This is a genomic window from Sphingobium sp., from assembly GCA_023266575.1.
Classification (GTDB): domain Bacteria; phylum Pseudomonadota; class Alphaproteobacteria; order Sphingomonadales; family Sphingomonadaceae; genus Sphingobium.
This window is the reverse complement of sequence record JAHFPV010000010.1, coordinates 63165-80028: the sequence shown is the minus strand read 5'-3', so window position 1 is coordinate 80028 and position 16864 is coordinate 63165. Positions and strand designations below refer to the sequence as shown.

The 16864-nt window shown below is 64.1% G+C and carries 18 protein-coding genes and 1 tRNA gene; 9 read left to right on the top strand and 10 right to left on the bottom strand.

Annotated elements, in window-relative coordinates; genetic code table 11:
• Window positions 1–72 precede the first annotated feature (72 nt).
• From Q0D44_RS11330 to Q0D44_RS11315, 4 genes are read right to left on the bottom strand one after another with little or no spacing between them, the layout of a single operon-like run.
• Complete coding sequence (locus Q0D44_RS11330) at window positions 73–1062, bottom strand: DUF2891 domain-containing protein (RefSeq protein ID WP_294136656.1); 990 nt, start codon at window positions 1060–1062, stop codon at window positions 73–75.
• Complete coding sequence (locus Q0D44_RS11325; RefSeq protein WP_294136655.1) at window positions 1059–1994, bottom strand: DUF979 domain-containing protein; 936 nt, start codon at window positions 1992–1994, stop codon at window positions 1059–1061. The genes Q0D44_RS11330 and Q0D44_RS11325 overlap by 4 nt, the downstream gene beginning before the upstream one ends.
• Window positions 1991–2659: a DUF969 domain-containing protein gene (locus tag Q0D44_RS11320; RefSeq protein WP_294136653.1), complete on the bottom strand. Its 669-nt coding sequence runs from the start codon at window positions 2657–2659 to the stop codon at window positions 1991–1993. The genes Q0D44_RS11325 and Q0D44_RS11320 overlap by 4 nt, the downstream gene beginning before the upstream one ends.
• Before the next feature lie 12 nt (window positions 2660–2671).
• Entirely contained in the window at window positions 2672–3259 is a 588-nt protein-coding gene (locus Q0D44_RS11315; protein ID WP_294136649.1) for a PAS domain-containing protein, read from the bottom strand.
• Window positions 3260–3380: 121 nt separating this feature from the next.
• Between Q0D44_RS11315 and folE the strand changes: the two genes are divergently transcribed.
• Together folE and Q0D44_RS11305 are read left to right on the top strand one after the other, a co-directional pair.
• The gene (gene folE, locus Q0D44_RS11310) at window positions 3381–3998 is read left to right on the top strand and encodes a GTP cyclohydrolase I FolE (RefSeq protein WP_119750327.1); all 618 of its coding nucleotides are present in this window, start codon (window positions 3381–3383) and stop codon (window positions 3996–3998) included.
• Between the two features lie 16 nt (window positions 3999–4014).
• Complete coding sequence (locus Q0D44_RS11305; protein ID WP_294136645.1) at window positions 4015–4980, top strand: NAD(P)-binding protein; 966 nt, start codon at window positions 4015–4017, stop codon at window positions 4978–4980.
• Between the two features lie 4 nt (window positions 4981–4984).
• Here the strand turns inward: Q0D44_RS11305 and Q0D44_RS11300 are convergent, their stop codons facing one another.
• Together Q0D44_RS11300 and Q0D44_RS11295 are read right to left on the bottom strand one after the other, a co-directional pair.
• Window positions 4985–5578, bottom strand: coding sequence for a nitroreductase family protein (locus Q0D44_RS11300; RefSeq protein WP_294136643.1), 594 nt, complete (start codon window positions 5576–5578; stop codon window positions 4985–4987).
• A 66-nt stretch (window positions 5579–5644) separates the two neighbouring features.
• Window positions 5645–5815 carry a hypothetical protein gene (locus Q0D44_RS11295; protein ID WP_294136641.1) on the bottom strand — a complete coding sequence of 57 codons (171 nt, stop codon included), beginning with the start codon at window positions 5813–5815 and terminating at the stop codon, window positions 5645–5647.
• A 270-nt stretch (window positions 5816–6085) separates the two neighbouring features.
• On the opposite strand from Q0D44_RS11295, the gene Q0D44_RS11290 reads away from it, so the two are divergent.
• Window positions 6086–6787 (top strand): response regulator transcription factor, encoded by a 702-nt coding sequence (locus Q0D44_RS11290; protein ID WP_294136639.1) that lies wholly within the window; start codon window positions 6086–6088, stop codon window positions 6785–6787.
• Between the two features lie 114 nt (window positions 6788–6901).
• On the opposite strand, the gene Q0D44_RS11285 is transcribed toward Q0D44_RS11290, so the two are convergent.
• The 3 genes from Q0D44_RS11285 to Q0D44_RS11275 all read right to left on the bottom strand — a co-directional run bounded on the left by Q0D44_RS11285 (window position 6902) and on the right by Q0D44_RS11275 (window position 8155).
• A complete protein-coding gene (locus Q0D44_RS11285; RefSeq protein WP_294136638.1) occupies window positions 6902–7162 on the bottom strand; it encodes a hypothetical protein in 261 nt (86 codons plus the stop codon).
• A gap of 191 nt (window positions 7163–7353) precedes the next feature.
• Window positions 7354–8007: a glutathione S-transferase gene (locus Q0D44_RS11280; protein ID WP_294136636.1), complete on the bottom strand. Its 654-nt coding sequence runs from the start codon at window positions 8005–8007 to the stop codon at window positions 7354–7356.
• Between the two features lie 58 nt (window positions 8008–8065).
• Window positions 8066–8155: transfer RNA gene (locus Q0D44_RS11275), tRNA-Ser, on the bottom strand.
• Between the two features lie 148 nt (window positions 8156–8303).
• Here Q0D44_RS11275 and hspQ point away from each other — a divergent pair.
• The 4 genes from hspQ to Q0D44_RS11255 all read left to right on the top strand — a co-directional run bounded on the left by hspQ (window position 8304) and on the right by Q0D44_RS11255 (window position 11871).
• Window positions 8304–8675, top strand: a complete 372-nt coding sequence (gene hspQ / locus Q0D44_RS11270; RefSeq protein WP_217674111.1) for a heat shock protein HspQ — start codon at window positions 8304–8306, stop codon at window positions 8673–8675.
• 96 nt (window positions 8676–8771) lie between these two features.
• A complete protein-coding gene (locus Q0D44_RS11265) occupies window positions 8772–9542 on the top strand; it encodes a GDSL-type esterase/lipase family protein (RefSeq protein WP_294136631.1) in 771 nt (256 codons plus the stop codon).
• An 88-nt stretch (window positions 9543–9630) separates the two neighbouring features.
• The gene (locus Q0D44_RS11260) at window positions 9631–11598 is read left to right on the top strand and encodes an oligopeptide transporter, OPT family (protein WP_294136629.1); all 1968 of its coding nucleotides are present in this window, start codon (window positions 9631–9633) and stop codon (window positions 11596–11598) included.
• Between the two features lie 90 nt (window positions 11599–11688).
• Window positions 11689–11871, top strand: a complete 183-nt coding sequence (locus tag Q0D44_RS11255; protein WP_294136627.1) for a DUF3606 domain-containing protein — start codon at window positions 11689–11691, stop codon at window positions 11869–11871.
• Window positions 11872–11934: 63 nt separating this feature from the next.
• Here the strand turns inward: Q0D44_RS11255 and Q0D44_RS11250 are convergent, their stop codons facing one another.
• Entirely contained in the window at window positions 11935–14265 is a 2331-nt protein-coding gene (locus Q0D44_RS11250) for a TonB-dependent receptor (protein WP_294136626.1), read from the bottom strand.
• Window positions 14266–14384: 119 nt separating this feature from the next.
• Here Q0D44_RS11250 and Q0D44_RS11245 point away from each other — a divergent pair, with 119 nt between their 5' ends.
• Entirely contained in the window at window positions 14385–15443 is a 1059-nt protein-coding gene (locus Q0D44_RS11245) for a phytase (RefSeq protein WP_294136776.1), read from the top strand.
• 83 nt (window positions 15444–15526) lie between these two features.
• Window positions 15527–16843 carry an acetyl-CoA hydrolase/transferase C-terminal domain-containing protein gene (locus tag Q0D44_RS11240; RefSeq protein WP_294136624.1) on the top strand — a complete coding sequence of 439 codons (1317 nt, stop codon included), beginning with the start codon at window positions 15527–15529 and terminating at the stop codon, window positions 16841–16843.
• Window positions 16844–16864: the final 21 nt, after the last annotated feature.

The following is a 16864-nucleotide window of genomic DNA, read 5'->3' as shown; positions in this document are numbered from 1 at the left end:
GTCCGGGGGGCGTCCCGTCGATAGCCCCCTCCGTCAGCCCTGCGGGCTGCCACCTCCCCGTGCCGGGGAGGTTCATTCCAGCGCCAGCAGCGCAAACGTCGCCAGCCAATGTTCCCCCATATAGTCGCCCGCGACATGGGGCAGGCTGGCGGCGATGTGGCGCTGCGCCGCGTCGATCGCAAGCGGCGAAACCGGGTCGTCCGGTCCCAGCGCCGCGGCAATCGCGCGCCAGCACCAGCCGCGGCTGAGGTTCAAGCCATCGAGATGGGCGATCTTGCCATCGCTGCGGTCGGACACGGTTGCCGGGGTGAAAAGCGTCGCCGGTTCGCCCTGCGCCAGATGCGGCAGGAAGGCGTGAAACCAGTCGGCGAAATCAGCGCGCGGCAGCAGGCGGCTCATCAGCAGCGCTTCGCACAGAGCGGGCGAGAGAAATTCATCGCCGCCCGGCTCCCACGCCTGACAGGCGCGATCCTTGCCGAACCAGTGCAGCGCCCGGTCGCGGATCAGCGCCACCAGCGCGGGATCGCGCGCCTCGGCCCATTCCAGCGCCAGCACCAGCGCGAAGGCGATGTTGAAATGGGTGCCGACCCGCAGCGGATAGGTGAGCTTGGGCAGGAAGCCATGGAAGCGCGCCGCGAAGGCCAGCGCCAGCGGCTCGACTGCCGCTGCCCAGGGCGCATCGTGCCGCGCCAGTTCGCCATGCAGTGCCAGCGCCCACGCCCAGCCATAGGGTCGTTCGAAACCGGTGGCGGTGGGCCGCGCGAGAAAGGCGAGTTCGCCCGCCACCTTGTCCGGCACCAGCATCGCGTCGGCCTGCGCCCGGATCGTAGCAGCCTGTGGCATGGCCGGGTAACGGCGCAACAGCCGCATCACCTGCCACCAGCCATGGACGCAGCTGTGCCAGTCGAAACTGCCATGGAAGATCGGGTGATGATCGGCCGGTTCGCGCGCATCCTGCGGCCCTGCCAGCACCAGATCCATCTTGTAGGGGTAACGCCGCCCCAGATGAGACAGGGTCAGCGCGGCAAAGCGATTGGCCATGTCGGGGGTCAGGTGCGTCATGGAAAAGCCAGCCAGTAAATGAGGGCGATATTGACGGCGAGCAGCGGCAGGGCGGTGCCGACCTGCTGCCTAATGACGCCATGCTTGTCCTTGAGTTCCAACAGGGCGGCGGGGACCAGGTTGAAATTGGCCGCCATCGGCGTCAGCAGCGTGCCGCAGAAACCCGCCAGCATCCCGATGGCGCAGACGATCGCGGGATCGCCATGATAGGTGCGGATCAGCAACGGCACGCCGATCGCGGCGGTCATCACCGGGAAGGCGGCAAAGGCATTGCCCATGACGATGGTGAACAGCGCCATGCCAAGGCCATAAGCGATCACTGCGCCGAGCAGACTGCCCTGCGGGATCGCCTGGCTGACCAGCCCGCCGACCGCATCGCCCACCCCGGCGAGCGCGAATACTGCGCCCAGGCTGGCGAGCATCTGCGGCAATATCGCCGCCCAACCGACCTGGTCCATCAGCCGCCGGCCCTGTTGCAACGGCACGACCGGCGACGCCCGCAGCCACAGACACCCCACGACCAGCGCGATCAGCACGCCCAGTGCCAGCGCAATGAGCGTCGCCTGCTTGCCATCGACCCAGCCGGGCATCTCCTTGAACAGCAGCGTGCCGACCAGCGCGGTCACCGGAATGACCAGCGCAACGGCGAACAGTCCATTGCCGAAACGCCCCGCCCGCTCCTGTCGCACAGCATCCGCCACCGCGCCGCTGCCCCGGCCCAGCCCGGATGCGGCCAGTCCCACCAGCCCCAGCACCAGCACGCCATTGCCAAGGTCGCCCAGCGCATCCCCGGCCCACATCGACAGGGCCAGCAGCGCCCAGAAGGCCGCTGTTCGCCGGGCGCGCGTATTGCTTTTGTCGGCCACGCCCAGCAGCGCAAAGGCGGCGAAGATCGCCCCGGCCAGCGCATAGACCCAGTGCAGCGTGATCATGGCCGATCCGCCCGGTTCAGACGACGATCGAGCCGCCACAGCCTGAACCCGTGGATCAGGAAAGCGGCGATCGCGGTCGGGATCGCCCAGACCGACAGCTGGAGCGGTTCAAGGTTGATGCCATATTGCTCCAGCAGCCCCTTGATCAGCAGGATCGATCCGATGGCAAGGAAGATATCCTCGCCAAAGAACAGCCCGACATTGTCGGTCGCCGCCGCCATCGCCTTGACCTTCTCGCGCTCCGTATCGTCCAGATCGCCCGCCTGCCGTTCAGCGGCGGCCTCCGCGATGGGCGCGACCAGCGGGCGCACGGTTTGCGCATGACCCGCCACCGATGTCAGCCCCACTGCGGCCAGACCCTGCCGCACCAGCAGATAGCCCGTCAGGAACCGGCCCACCGTCGCCCCGCGCATCCGTCCGATCAGCCCGCGCGCCCGCTCCTGCAACCCATGCGCCTCCAGCAGGGCGACGACCGGCAGCACGATCCAGATGATGCTGACATAGCGCGCCTCGTTGAACGCCTTGCCGAAGGCGGCGAGGATAGCGAGCGGATCAAGCCCTGCTGCGATCCCCGTCACGACCGCTGACGCCAGGATGACGAGCAGCGGGTTGAAGCGCAGCACGAAACCCGCAACGATCACCGCAATGCCCAGCAGCACCCACATTAGTTGAGCGCCTTAATAGCCAGCCTCGATCGCCAGCCTGATTCCCTCAGCCCCGGTCCTGACGCCCAACGCTTTCAGCATCGCGGCGCGGTGCATCTTCACGGTGCGTTCGGTCAGGCCCAGATCCCAGGCGATTTGCTTGTTGAGCTTGCCCGCCGCCATCGCGATCAGCACGTCGCGCTGGCGCGATGTCAGCGCGGCGATCCGTTCGCGCGCGCCCGACGATCGTTCCGCCCCGGCAACGTCCGGGGTTTCCACCGCCATTTGTGACCCCAGAAAATAATCCAGTTCACCATCCACGCCAAAGATCGGCGCGACCATCACGGCGTTGCGGAACGGCGTGCCGTCCTTGCGATAGTTTAATATTTCCACCAGCACCGGCCGCCGTTCGCGCACGCCAGTGCGGATCGTTTCTGTCAGCCAGGGTTCGGTATCCGGCCCGGACAGGAAGCGGCAGTTGCGCCCGACAATTTCATCCCGCGTATAGCCGGTCAGCGCGATGAACGCTTCATTACATTCGACAATGGGATTGTCGGGCAGGCGCGGGTTGCTGATCACGGCGGCGATCGCGCTGTTGGCGATCATTTCGGACAAGGACATGGTCACTCACAGACTGGCGGGCGATCGGCGGATGCGATGCCCCTTTGGGCATGTTGCCCCAAATGCCCTGCCTGCCGCAAGCAGGCTGCATCAGGCCCCTGATGAACGAAAGGGAAAGGCCATGAATTTCATCCCCGGCGATCTTGGCGATTATGCCTTCGACGATGAAGGACGCCCGCTCGTGCCGCAGGCCGTGCAGGACGCGGTGCGTACGCTTATTCGCTGGGCCGGGGACGACCCGGAACGCGAAGGCTTGCGCGATACGCCTGCACGGGTCGGTCGGGCATGGCGCGACTATTGCACCGGCTATGAGGAAGATCCCGGTCGCCATCTGTCCCGCACCTTTCAGGAAGTGGGCGGTTATGACGAGATCGTGCTGCTGAAGGACATTCCGTTCCAGTCGCATTGCGAACATCATATGGCGCCGATCACCGGCAAGGCGTCGATCGCCTATCTGCCGCGCGACCGGGTGGTGGGCATATCCAAACTCGCCCGCGTGCTGCACGGCTTTGCCCGACGGTTGCAGGTGCAGGAACGGCTGACCGCGGAAGTCGCGCAGAGCATTCAGGACCATCTTCAGCCCCATGGCGTTGCCGTGGTGATAGAGGCGCAGCATGGCTGCATGACCGGGCGCGGCGTCCGCACCCCCGGCGTCGCCATGGTCACCAGCCGCCTGCTCGGCTGTTTTCTCGACGATCGTGCCAGCCGCCGCGAACTGCTCGCGTTGATGGGTTATTGAAACGGGGCATGACAGGGTGACGCTGGCGATCATAGGCGCAGGCATGGCTGGGCTGGCCTGTGCCGACCGGCTGGCGGAGGACGGCGTTGCCGTGCGCCTGTTCGACAAGGGGCGCGGGCCGGGCGGGCGCATGTCGACCCGCCGGGTCGAAACCTCCGCTGGCACCGCCACTTTCGACCATGGCGCGCAATATTTTACCGTGCGCGATCCGCTGTTCCGCGATCAGGTCGATGCCTGGGCTGCGGCCGGGGTCGTCGTCCCCTGGCCCGAAGCCGGTGCCGACGCCTGGATCGGCAACCCGGCCATGAATGCGCCGATCCGCCATATGGCGGCAGCCCATCAGGTCGATTTCCAGCATCACGTCCATGGCCTGCAACGCGATGCCGCTGGGTGGTGGGTGCGGCTGGACACAGGCATGGAGGGGCCATTTGACGCCGCGATCGTCGCGCTGCCGTCCGAACAGGCTGCGTCCATATTGGGCCTGCATGATCTGGCGATGGCGCGGGTGGCGATGACGGCGCGCTCGCAACCCTGCTGGACCGCAATGATCGCCTTTGACGAGCCGGTCGACCTGCCGGTCGATCATGTCAGCGGCGGCGGCATCCTGTCATGGGCGGCGCGCAACAGCGCAAAGCCGGGCCGCGACGGGCCGGAAGCCTGGGTCGTGCAGGCCAATGGTGCCTGGTCGGCGGCGCATCTGGAGGAAAATCCACACGTCATCGGTCCGCTGCTGCTCGATGCGCTGGGGCAGATGACGGGCGGCGCAGGGCTGCCGCCAGTGGCACACCTGACCGCGCATCGCTGGCGCTTTGCCATGACGCGCGGCACCGACAATGGCGCGCTGTGGAACGATCATATCCGGCTGGGCGCGTGCGGCGACTGGCTGCTGGGGCCGCGCGTGGAACTGGCCTGGCTATCCGGCCGGATGCTCGGCGCGCGGGTGGCGCAGGATATGACGCTGCCGCTCGCCGAGTCCGGCTGAAGCCCTAATCCACGAAATTACCCGGCCGGGCGAACGCTGCGATATCCTTGCGATCGCTTGGCACTTCGCGCGCCTGCAAGGCTTCGGGTAACACCGACTTGTCGCCCATCCGCCCGATCGCCACTGCCGCTTCGATACGGAAACGATCCGGCACGGCCAGCTCGGTGCGGGCGGCCTCGAAATCCACGCCGCTCATTGCATGGGTGTGATAGCCCAGCCGGGTCGCCTGCAACGCCAGCAAGGCCCAGGCAGCGCCCGCATCGAAACTGTGGCTGTGCGACGGCTTGAAATCGTCCGATCCCGGCGCGGCAGTCAGCGTGTCGGACAGGATATAGACCAGCGCACCGGCATGTTGCACCCAGCTCTGGTTGAACGGCAGCAGGACGCCAAGAAACCGGGTCCAGTCCGCGCTGTCGCGATGGGCATAGAGAAAGCGCCAGGGCTGATAATTAAACGCCGACGGCGCCCAGCGGGCCGCATCGAACAGCGTGTCGAGGTCTGCCTGCGGGATTGGCGAGCTGTCAAAAGCGCGTGGCGACCAGCGTTCCAGAAACAGCGGATCGACCGCGCGGGTCACGGTGCGGGGGTTCGTGGCCATGAAGGCTCCTTGCATGAGCGTGAAAGACCGGCGCAATATAGGGTGGATATTGCGGTTGCGAAGGGGTCAGCGGATCGCTTCAAACGGCTGGCCGGTTCGGTCGCCCTGACCGCGCGCCAACATGAAGGCGTCAGCGTCCCGTTCCAGCAGGACCACCGTGGGTTCACGCAACAGCGCCTGCGCCAGTCGCGCCCGCAACCGGGCAAAGCGCCCATCCTGTCCCTGCCGTCCGATCATGCATCCTCCGCGCCGATTCATGCAACTTATCTATCGATCCTATAGACAAACGTCGCTCAAGCAATGCTGGGGAGGAGGACAGAAATGCTTTTGCGCGGCGTTGCGCCGCGGCCATGCCATCGTCGAGGCGTTCCCCCAAGCCATGGGCATGAGCGTTGCAGCACGCACAATGACAGATCCGGCCTTGACCGATCCGGTCGGTGCCTGCTTCACCCTGATACTGCCCCAGCCGCTCATCCTGTCCGATCCCCCCGTTGACGGAAACCATCCATGACCCTGCGCCACTGCCTGCTCATCATCGACGACGAACCGCAGATCCGCCGTCTGGTCCAGGCCGCGCTGACCCGCGCCGACTATGACACGGTGGAAGCCGCGACCGCGCGGGAGGGGATGGAGGCGTTGCGCCGGGTGCGTCCTGCGATAACCCTGCTGGATCTCGGCCTACCCGATCGCGACGGGCTGGAACTGGTGCCGCTGATCAAGAAGGAGACGGACACGACGCTGATCATCCTGTCGGCGCGCGACGGCACGGACGAGAAGGTCGCGGCGCTCGATCTGGGTGCGGACGATTATCTGACCAAGCCGTTCGATACCGACGAACTGCTGGCGCGGGTGCGGGTGGCGCTGCGTAACCGGCTGGCCCGCGCGGGCAGTGCCGCGCAGTTGCAGGCCGGCAATATCGTTATCGACCTGCTGGCCCATGTCGTGACGCGCGACGGACAGGAAGTGCATCTGACGCCCAAGGAATATGGGGTGCTGGCCCAGCTTGCCCGCTTTCCCGGCCGGGTGATCACCCACAAGCAGATCATGGATCAGGTCTGGCCCAACGAATATGCCCATCATGTCGAATATCTGCGCGTCCTGGTTCGCACCCTGCGCCAGAAGCTGGAGGCAGACCCGCAACGACCGCAGATCATCTGCAACGAACCGGGGATCGGCTATCGCCTGAAAATGACGGATATTGGGGCATGACCGGTATCTAAGGCGATGGTCGCCAGAATCGGGTCAGGCCGGTCTGGCAGGACCGGCCACCCGTCTCCATTACGGGCAGGGCCCGCTCCCCAGGAGCGGGTGCCTGCGATAGCATCAGCGCTGGGCCAGCTGGACGCTCGACTTGCGGCTGATGGTCAGGCCGTTGCGCGCCCATTCAGCCTTCGACTGGCACTGAGTCACGGGGACCAGCGAACCGGTCACGGTTTCGCGGAAGCAATAGCGGTCGGTCTTGGCGTCATAGGTCACCTTGGCCTTGCCAAAGCTGCCATGCGACTGGGCGAAAGCCGGGGTGCTGGCAGCCGAAACGGCGACGGTGGCGGCGACAACGGCGGCGGCGAAAGCGATGGTCTTCATGATATATGTCCTTCCCTGAACAATGGTTGGCGATCCGTTTTGGATCATGCCAACAGCTTTGCAGGAGGCGTGCCAGTTTGAAAAAATCCCGGAAGAACGAGGTTCTTTATGGCGCTTTGTTAAAGTATTCTGAATATTTTGCCAGCAGTTAGGATTTTGTCCGAATTATCTGCAAATATTTCGCGTAAAACTCAAAAATCGCCGGGCGCGTCCTTTGCGGGCGCAAAAACCACTGGCGCGTCGCCCTCGCGCCAGGGCGGGATGCGCACCATGGCGGCGGCGAACAGAGAGCCTTGCAAATGACCGTCGAGCCAGCGGCGCAGATGGGGCAGCGCCTGCGCCGCAAACCAGGCCGGGTCGATCGCCGCAAACTGGCGAACGAAGGGGATAATCGCCATGTCGGCGAGGCCCCGCGTCGCACCGCATAGCTGATCGCTTCCGCCCAACCGCCGGTCGAGCCTATGCAACCAGTCAAGCGCCGCGGCGCGGTGAACCGCCGGATCGCTGCCATGGCGGTCGGGATATTTGGTGCGGTCCAGATGCGCCTTGAACGGACCGTCATTGGCCGCGACCAGCCCGACATCGTCGCGCATCAGCCACCCCTCCGGGTCGGACCGGCCGAGCGCCCAGCGCATGATGTCCAGACTCTGGTCGATCACCTGCCCGTCGGGCAACACCAGCACCGGCACCGTCGCCTTTAGGGACGCCTGCCGCAGCGCGTCCGGCTTGTCGCGCAACACGACTTCGCGCAGCACCACCGCCTGCCCGCTCACCAGCAAAGCCAGCCGCGCGCGGATCGCATAGGGGCAGCGGCGGAAGCTGTAGAGGATGGGGAGCGACGACATGGGGACCATCATCCCTATCGTGCAAAATCCCTGTTCCAGCAATGGTTTCAAGGGAAACTGGCGGAGAGGCAGGGATTCGAACCCTGGGTACCGTCACCGGCACGCCGCATTTCGAGTGCGGTGCATTCGACCACTCTGCCACCTCTCCGCAGAAGGCCGGGACATGCGGCTTTTCGCACAGGAAAAGCCCGTCCCAACCGGGTCGAGCGCGGCCATTAGCGAATGATTCCCGCCTTGCCAAGCAGCCTTGTCGGTATTTTTCTTGTGTGACAGGCGAACAGTCCTAAATTGGACATATGAGAGACACGATTCAGATTTTCGGCACTGGCGTCACCGCCCCGCCGATTGTCCATGCCCGCTTCAGCATTGGCGACGTCGTCAAGCACCGCCTGTTCGGCTTTCGCGGCGTCGTGTTCGATATTGATCCGGTGTTCGCCAATAGCGAGGAATGGTATGATGCCATCCCCGAACATGCGCGGCCGGACAAGGAACAGCCCTTCTACCATCTGCTCGCCGAAAATGGCGAATCCAGCTATGTCGCCTATGTCAGCCAGCAAAATCTGGTCACCGACGACAGCGACGAGCCGGTCGATCATCCCGCCATTACCGGCATGTTCGGTGCCTATGCGGACGGCAAATATCGCCTGCGCCCGCTCCATCGCCACTAGTGACCCGAATCTGAAGTCCGCCACATTTTGAGTAAAGGTCTGAGCGGACTTCAGATTCAAAAGGGTCACTAGAAATATCTGATTCTAGTGGGGTTTATGGAATTGAAATTCGATCCGGCACCTGCCGCAAAAGCAGGCGAATTTCAATTCCACCCCACTAGGGCGATCGCAGCCTTGCTGCTGGCGCTCGCGCTGCCCGGCGCGGGCAGCGCGCAGGCGCAGGACCGACCACCCAATGCCGACCCGACCTTCCCCTTCGCGCGGGAGATTGAGGCCTTTGCCAAAGCCAATACCGCCAGCCCGCCGGTGGACGGCGCGACCCTGTTCCTGGGCAGTAGCAGCATCCGCCTGTGGGACATAGCGGCCAGCTTTACGGACATTCCCACCGTCAATCGCGGCTTTGGCGGGGCCAGCACGCCCGATGTGCTGCGCCATTACCGCCGCCTGCTGCCGCCGATCCAGCCGCGCACGATCATCGTCTATGTCGGCGAAAATGATCTGGCCGCAGGCGCGAGTCCCGACAAGGTCGCCGACGACATATTGACCCTGCTCAAGCAGCTGCGCACCGATTATCCGCGTGCGCCGATCGCTTTCCTCTCCTTGAAGCCCAGCCCGATCCGCTGGACGCTGTGGCCCAAAATGGCGGCGGTCAACCAGGCGATTGCCAAGCGCGCCGGGGCGGACCGCTTCACTTATCTCGATGTCGGCAGCGTGCTGCTGGCGCGCGACGGCCTGCCCGACGCCTCGCTGTTTCGCCCAGACGGGCTGCACATGAACCCACGGGGCTATCAGCGCTGGACGCAGCTCATCGACAATTGGCTCGATCGCGTCGCGCCTGGCGCGGGCGCGACAAGAAAGGCGTCATAAACCGCCCGATCGCACTTTCCGATTGATCCAAAACCAAGCAACATTATTACAAGTTCCAACGACAAGCGCCAAGCCAAGGGGATTCAGGGTGACAATGGAGAAGGCACAGGCCAGCGCGATGGCCGAACTGACGCTGCGCGGGGTCATCCTCGGCGCGCTCATCACCCTGATCTTCACCGCCGCCAACGTCTATCTGGGCCTCAAGATCGGCCTGACCTTCGCTACCTCGATTCCCGCCGCGGTCATCTCCATGGCGGTGCTGCGGCTGTTTGCCACCGGCACGATTCTGGAAAATAATATCGTCCAGACCATCGCATCGGCCGCAGGCACATTGTCGGCCATCATCTTCGTGCTGCCCGGCCTCGTCATCATCGGCTGGTGGCAGGGCTTCCCCTACTGGCTGTCCGCCTGCACCATCGCCTTGGGCGGCATATTGGGGGTCATGTACTCCGTCCCTCTGCGCCGCGCGCTCGTCACCGGATCGGACCTGCCCTATCCCGAAGGCGTCGCTGCCGCCGAAGTGCTGAAAGTCGGAGCCGGATCGCGCCTGGGCGAGGAAGAGAATAAGCGCGGCCTGTCCGCCATCCTGCTGAGCGCGCTCGCCGCCGCCGCCTTCTCCATCATCGCCAAGACGAAACTGCTGGCCGAGGAAGCCGCCACCTTCTTCACATTCGGCGCGGGCGCGACATCCATGTCGACCAGCTTCTCCATGGCGCTGATCGGCGTGGGTCATCTGGTCGGTCTGTCGGTCGGCGTTGCGATGTTCGTTGGCCTGCTGATCAGTTGGGTCGGCATCGTCCCCTATCTGACCACGCCCGTCCCCGCTGGCGCGGACCTGGCAGACCTGGTCGGCACCACCTTCCGCATGAAGGCACGCTTCATCGGCGCCGGCACGATCGGCGTCGCCGCGATCTGGACCCTGCTCAAGATTCTCGGCCCGATCGTCAGCGGCATCCGCTCAGCCCTCGTCGCCAACGCCACGCGCAAGGCGGGCAATGCCGCCAGTCTGGCATTGACCGAGCGCGACCTGCCGATCGGCATTGTCGGCGGCACCATCGTCGCGTCGATGCTGCCGATCGGCGTGCTGCTCTGGATTTTCGCACAGGGCGGCCCGATCGCGGCCAATCCCATTCCGGTGATCGCGCTGACGCTCGCCTATGTGCTGGTTGCGGGCATCGTCATCGCTTCGGTCTGCGGCTATATGGCGGGCCTGATCGGCGCGTCGAACAGCCCGATTTCGGGCGTCGGCATCCTCGCCGTGCTGGGCGCGTCGCTCATGCTGGCGGCGATTTACGGATCGGGCGGCGACCCGGATCGCAGTCAGGCGCTTGTCGCCTATGCGCTGTTCACCACCGCCATCGTGTTCGGCATAGCGACCATCTCCAACGACAATCTCCAGGACCTCAAGACCGGCCAGTTGGTCGGTGCGACCCCGTGGAAGCAGCAGATCGCGCTGATCCTGGGCGTGCTGTTCGGCGCGCTGGTGATCCCGCCGGTGCTGGACCTTTTGAACAGCGCCTTCGGTTTTGCCGGCGCGCCCGGTGCCGGGCCGAACGCCCTGCCCGCCCCGCAGGCCGCGCTCATCTCTGCGCTGGCCAAAGGTGTGCTGGGCGGTGATCTCGACTGGGGGCTGATCGGCATCGGCGCGGGGATCGGCGCGATCGTGGTGCTGGTCGACGAACTGCTGGGCAAGGCGGGCAAGCTGCGCCTGCCGCCGCTGGCAGTCGGCATGGGCATCTATCTGCCGATGGCGCTGACCCTGCTGATCCCGGTCGGCGCGGTGATCGGCCATCTCTATAATCGCTGGGCACTGCGCCAGTCGCACCCCGAATTTGCCGAGCGGATGGGCGTGCTGATGGCAACGGGCTTCATCGTGGGCGAAAGCCTGTTCGGCGTCGCCTTCGCCGGGATCGTCGCAGCGACGGACAGCGACGCACCGCTGGCGCTGGTCGGGGAAAGCCATTGGGCGGTGCCGCTCTCCATCCTGGTCTTTGCGCTGGTGATCGGCGGCCTCTACCTCAAACTGCGCCGCTGGGCCTCCGCCCCCCTGTCGTGAAGGCCAAAACCTGTCCTAAAGGGAAGCGGACATGGATCGCCATTTGTGCATTGCTGATGCTTCGAAAAGACTCAGCAGACGGGCGCAACGATGAACCAAGACCAAAGCCGGGCAGGGCCGCCGGAGGCCAGCCACGTCTGCCTGGATGATGCCGACGCCATCGATTATTGGACGCGCCGGTTCGACGTGTCGCGCGAGGAGCTCGAGGAAGCGGTCGATACTGTGGGCGACAGCGTCGATGCCGTCGCCGCCTATCTCAACACTGCCTCCTGACACAAAAAAGGGGGCTGCGTCCGCCGCAGCCCCCTTCCCTGTTTTCCAGAAGCAGACCGAAGATCAGAAGGCGTAGCGCGCCATGATCTGGAACACCGGTCCGGCCTTTTCGCTTTCCAGCTCATATTCGTCGAAATCGCGGTCGATCTGGTCTGCCAGATTGTCGAACTTGTTGAACGTCTCGCGCTTGGCCCCGTTCAGCAGGTTGGACCCGACCGCGCGAATCGTGAAGGTTTTGCCGATCCGCTTTTCCACGAAGATTTCCAGGTCCGCGCCATAGGTGGTGGTCACTTCCTCCGCGATCACCCGGCCAAAGGCGCTGCCCTGCTTGCGATAGGTCGCGCCGAATGCCGCGCCTGCCTGCGGGAAATCCTGGATGAAGCCGAAATTATAGACATATTTCGACTGGTCGTTGAACCGCCGTTCGCCGATCACGTCGGTAATCTTGCTGTCGAGCAGCGAGAGATTGCCGAAAATGCCGGTGTTGGGCAGGCCGACAAAGCCCAGATCGGTCGACAGGTCGAACTCCACGCCCCACACCTTGCCATTGCCGACATTCATCGGCTGATAGACGAATGTGCCTTCGCCTTCCGACCCTTCTTCGCCGGTATTGGTCAGCTCGATCAGATCCTTGACGTCGCGATAGAAGAAGTTAACGCCGAAAATGCCGCCCGACCCCATGCGATGTTCATAGCCGATATCGAAGCCCCAGGCTGTTTCCGGGCCGAGTTGCGGATTGCCCAGCAGATCGCTGTCGCCCACTTCCTCTTCCAGCACGGCTGGCGTCAGATAGTTGAATTCAGGGCGGCGCAGCGTGCGGGCAACCGACCCAATGATACGGTCATGGTCGGTCAGCGAATATTTGAACGACGCGGACGGCAGGAAGGCGTCATAGTCGCTTTCCTGATCAGCGATCGCGGCCGCGACCGTAAAGTCGCTGATGCGAACCTTGGTATGTTCATAGCGCAGGCCCGCTTCCCATTTCAGGCTGCCGCTATCCCCTTCGATCAGGGCGAAGCCGTCGCGGCGCTTTTCCTTGATGCGGTTGTCGCCGCCATCAATCGCCTCGACATCGTCAAAGGGGGTGGCAAGATCGGTAGGGTTCTGGGTGAACTGGTCCCATGCAAAGCTACCCGTGCCTTCCTGTTCGGCCTCAAAGATGCCCGTACGGCGATTCTTGTCCTGATAGAAGCCACCGAACACGAACTTCATCGTGTCGTTCAAGGGGATTTCGTGCTCCAGCTTGACCGAAAATTCCCGATCCTTGATCGCGGTGCTAGTCAGCGCGCCCTCAAATTCCGGGTCGTCGCCCTCATCGACATCGAAACCGATCTCATATTCGGTTTCCTGGCGGTCCTCGATAAATTGGGCATAGCCCACGCGCACCGATGTCTTGCCCGCCGCCCATTGGTGCGAGAGTTTGCCGTCGATCGAGAAATTCTCCTGATCGATCTTGGCGACATTGGCATTGTCGCTCAGCAGATTGCCGGTCGGCACCGGGCCGTTGATGGCGGTGGCGTCGTCATATTCGAAGCTGCGCTCGGTCTCGGTCCGGTCGGTCTTTACGTAAAAGCCGTTCAGCTTGAAATTGGTGTCGCCAGCGTCAATCTCATATGTGCCGTTGAAGCTGTAATCCTTGCCATCGCGGGTATCGCTCTGGTCCTCGCGATTGTCGAAATCGTCGGTGGCGTAATCGGCGTTGTTTTCCGGCGAATCGCCAAAGCGCAGGCTCTTCTTCTGCTTGGGGTTGTGCCGCCCCTGCAAATTCGCGCCCAGCAGCAGGCGACCGGGACCGACCGGGCCGCCCCAGACCAGACCCAGGCTCGGCTCGATTTCCTTGTCGTCATAATATAGCCCGCCCGCGCGGACATAACCGCCATTCAGTTCATAGCCGTCGCGCAGGTTGATGTTGAGCGTGCCCGCGACCGCATCACCCGTGCGGCGCGCGGAGGAGGAGCGGACGATCTCGACGCTGGAAATCAGCTCGGCAGGAATGCGATCCAGGAAGAAGCTGCGGTCGGCGGACGATCCGGGGACACGCTCGCCATTGATCAAAATCTGGGTATAGCCCGGCGGCAGACCGCGCAAACGCGGCGCGTCGCTTTCGATCACGTCCGACAGGAAGGTGACGGACGGGACGCGCTTGAGCGCATCACCGGCGGTCAGCGGCTCGAACCGCTGGAAATAATCGGTGCCATATTTCAGCACGGGTTCGGGCGTGTCGGTGCGGTCGCGATAGCCGATCCCGGCAATGACGACGATGTCGGCGGCCTGGGTGATCGGCCCGTCCGTCCGCGCAACATCATCAGCGGCGGCAGGTGCCTGCGCACCGGCGGGTGCCGACATCAGTGCAAGCGAAGCACAACCCAGCATCAGCCACTTATTCGCGACCATATAGTCCCCCTGTATTTAACAGATACATTGACGATCGGACTATCTCTTGTATCTAGCCCGTCTGAATGGGCCGCTAGGAGGCATTGGTGACTATATCGCGAAATAAATATTACAGTTCGATGATTTTCTGTTTCACTTTTATTACATTATCGGCCTGTACCACTGTCGAAACTGAAGTACCTGTCGCCGTTCGCATCGCCAATGCCGCGCCTGCCGTTTCCGTAACTGCGCGCGGCGAAACCACCCCGGTCGGCACCACCAATGCCGATGCGGCGGACGATCCGGCGATCTGGCGCAACGCGGCTGACCCGGCCGCCAGCCTGATCGTGGGGACCGACAAGAAAGCGGGCCTCTATGTCTATGGGCTGGACGGCAAGGTGCGCGACTTTCTGGACGCGGGCCGGGTCAATAATGTCGATCTGAAGGATGGGGTGAGCATCAACGGCCAGCGCGGCATCCTGGTCGCCGCCAGCGATCGCAACGCTGTCACCCGCGCGAAGATCGCGCTGTTCCAACTCGACCCCGCCACCGCGAAACTGACCGCGCTGGGCAAGGTCGATGGCGGCGCGGGCGAAGCCTATGGTATCTGCATAGGGTCGGACGCCGCGGGCCTTTACGCCTTCATCGTGCTGAAGGACGGCACGATCAATCAGGTCGCGCTCGATACGTCCGGGGCGACGCCCACCGGCCGCATCGTCCGCACCTTAAAGCTTGGCACCCAGTCGGAAGGCTGCGCCGTCGATGACCGCACGGCACGTCTCTATGTCGCAGAGGAAGATGTCGGCCTCTGGCGCTTCGACGCCCGCGCGACCGGCCCGACCACGCCGGTCCAGATCGCGGCGGCGGACGGCAAGAATCTGGTCATGGATGCCGAAGGCGTCGCCATCGCGCCGATAGGCGAAAAGGACGGCTATGTCCTCGTCTCCAGCCAGGGCGACAATGCCTATGTCGCCTATCGCCTGTCCGACGACGCCTATGTCGGTCGCTTCCGCGTGGTCGATGGCGCGATTGGCGGATCGGAAGAAACCGACGGCATCGACCTGATGCTGGGCGATTTCGGCCCGCAATTCCCCGGCGGCCTGTTCATCGCACAGGACGGCCACAACGCAGCAGCCGCGCAGAATTTCAAGCTGGTCGCGTGGGACGATATCGTGAAGGCGCTCGGCCTGCCGCAATGAAGGTGGCACCCGCATCCCGCTAATGATGGATTGCGCTCCCCGACTCATCAGCCGACAAGGCGCGAATGAGCCGGGGAGAAGCCATGACCATCGACAGTCTCTATACCGCAAAAAGAATGACGGCGGACCGGGCCGTCGCGCTGATCCCGCAGGGCGCGAAGATCGTCGCCGGCCTCGCCGTCAGCTTCCCGCCTGCGCTGGCGGCATCGCTGGCCGACCGGGTCAGCGCCGGCGCGCTGCGCGACGCCACCCTCTATGCCATGCTTGCGCCAGCCGCGTCCGCCGCCGCCATCCTCGCCCCGGACCTTGGCGACCGCATCCGCCGGGTCAGCCTGTTTCATGGCGGTGTGGAGCGCGCCAATGACGCGCTGATCGCGGGCGGCACCGCGCCCTTCACCGAACTGCTGCCGGTGCCTTTCCATCAGATACCCCGCGCCCTGACCGAGCATATCGGCGTCGATACGCTGATCACGACCGTCTCCCCAATGGACGCCAACGGCTATTTCAGCCTCGGCACCGACACCGACTATGCGCTGGCGGTCGCGCGCAGCGGCGCGCAGTTGATCGTGGAGGTCAACCCGGCCATGCCCTATGTCCATGGCGATTGCCTGGTCCATGTGTCGGACGTGACCGCCCTGGTCGAACATCATGCGCCGCTGCCGCAAATCCCCTCGCTCCCCCGCAATGCCACGGACGAAGCGATCGGCGCGATTATCGCCACGATGGTGGAGGATGGTGCCTGCCTGCAAATGGGGATTGGCGCAGTGCCCGATGCGGTGTGCGCCGCGCTGATGAGCCACCGCCGCCTCGGCATCCACACCGAACTGCTCTCACCCGGCCTCGTCAGCCTGATTCAGGCCGGGGTCGTCGATAACAGCGCCAAGACGCTGCATCCCGGCAAGTCGGTATTCACCTTCGCCATGGGCGACCAGCCGCTTTACGACTTTCTGCACAACAATCCCGCGCTCGAAGCGCATCCGGTCGAGCATGTAAACGCCCCCCACATCATCGCGCAGAATGACCGGATGTTGTCGGTCAACGCCACGCTTCAGGTCGACCTGAGCGGTGCATGTAATTCAGAGTATATGAACGGTCGCCAATATAGCGGCACCGGTGGCCAGCTCGATTTCGTGCGCGGTGCTTATGCCTCAAAGGGTGGCCGGTCGATCATCGCCTGCCATTCCACAGCCGCCAAAGGCAGCGTGTCGCGCATCGTGCCCTGGCTCGACGGCCCGGTGACGACGCCGCGCACCGACACCCATATCATCGTCACCGAATTTGGCGCTGCCGACATGAAGGGCAAAGGCCTGGCCGATCGCGCCCGCGCGCTCATCGCCATCGCCCACCCCGCCTTCCGCGAGGATCTTACGCGCGCCGCCCGCGAACGGCGCCTGTTCTGAAACAAAAAGGGCGGTGGATCG